Source organism: Niallia sp. HCP3S3_B10 (assembly GCF_052064465.1).
In the GTDB taxonomy this organism is placed as follows: Bacteria; Bacillota; Bacilli; order Bacillales; family Cytobacillaceae; genus Niallia; species Niallia hominis.
Genome location: NZ_JBQHVO010000139.1, coordinates 1 through 1,386 on the forward strand (window position 1 = coordinate 1; position 1,386 = coordinate 1,386).

Below are 1,386 nucleotides of genomic sequence, written 5' to 3' on the forward strand. Positions count from 1 at the left end.
GGTACTGTCAATATTTTTGTGTAAATGACTTTTCAACTTCTCAAGGTAGATGATCACCTTCGTATTCAAATAGATTTGTTCGAAGTGTTGATTTGGGTGTCTAGGAAAGGGCTAGCCCTTTCCTAGACACCCAAATTTCGCGCTGGCACGTCCCGGTTAGTTTGTCGGTTCATGTAGCTGCTCAAACATCTCTTCCAACTCTGCACGTGCCTGATTGAAGCCGATGTGACAGCGTGAGGCGAAACGTTGATTGTAGTCCTCGAACTGCGTCACTAAAAAACGTTCCAGTGATTCTTCGTTCGGAAACTGTTCCTTGCGCTTTGTATATTTTTTGATTTGCTTATTGAACGACTCAATTAAATTGGTCGAGTAGATGCTTCGCCAAATTGCTTTTGGAAACTGATAAAACGTCAGTAAATACGGGTTATTTAGTAAGCCTTGTGTAACTTTTTTGTACGATTTGCTCCATTTCTCGCAGAACTGCCCAAGTGCTAGCTCAGCTGCTTCGGCGTCCTTTGCCTGGTGAATCATTTTAAAATCTTCGCAGACTTCCTTGCGATCCTCTACGCGTACTTTATGCATAATATTGCGACCGACATGAACTAAACAGACTTGATATTTTGCTTTTGGAAACACAGTGAAAACAGCGTCTGCCATGCCTTTTAAGCCGTCTGATACGAATAATAAGACGTCTTCTACACCACGGTCTTTCAGCTCTTCTAGTAGCTCTTGCCAGTTGTAAGCAGACTCTGTTGGGGCAATCGTATAAGCGAGTACCTCTTTAGAGCCGTCTTCGCGAATACCAACAGCGATATAGACAGCTTCTTTGGACACCGTATCACGACGCACGGCAATATACGTCGCATCTAAATACACGCATACGTAACGATTATGCAACGAACGGTTGTTAAATGCATCGACTGTTTCTGAAACCGCTTTTGTCATATTCGAAATCGTTTGAGGCGTATAGTGATGGCCGTACATTTTTTCGATTAACTGGGCAATTTCAGCCATCGTAATGCCTTTTTTAAACAGGTGAATCACCGTATCTTCAAGCGTATCATTCGAACGCTTATACGGAGCCACGGTCTGTTGTTTGAACTCACCATTGCGATCACGTGGAATTTGAATGGCTAAATCGCCGTACTCTGTGTGAAGCGTACGCGAATAAGACCCATTGCGTGAGTTGCCTGAATTAAAGCCAATACGGTCATATTTTTCATAATCTAGAAATTCCGTTAACTCTGTCACAAGTAGCGAGTTGATCGCCATTTCCAAGTGCGAACGAAAAACCTCGGTAATATCTTGTTTTTTTACTAGTGCATCGATAATTTCTGTTGTAAACTGATTCATAGGGAAGACCTCTTTTCTAGGATTGGTTGTGGT

Annotated in this window: 1 protein-coding gene; it reads right to left on the bottom strand. The window is 42.5% G+C overall.

The annotated features are described in order from the left end of the window. Window positions 1-156 precede the first annotated feature (156 nt). Window positions 157-1,353, bottom strand: coding sequence for an IS256 family transposase (locus ACTNDN_RS24855; RefSeq protein ID WP_031540362.1), 1,197 nt, complete (start codon window positions 1,351-1,353; stop codon window positions 157-159). Window positions 1,354-1,386: the final 33 nt, after the last annotated feature.

Bases quoted from the DNA above. Each gene is read 5' to 3' on its own strand.
- ACTNDN_RS24855 (WP_031540362.1), bottom strand. From the start codon at position 1,353: ATGAATCAGTTTACAACAGAAATTATCGATGCACTAGTAAAAAAACAA.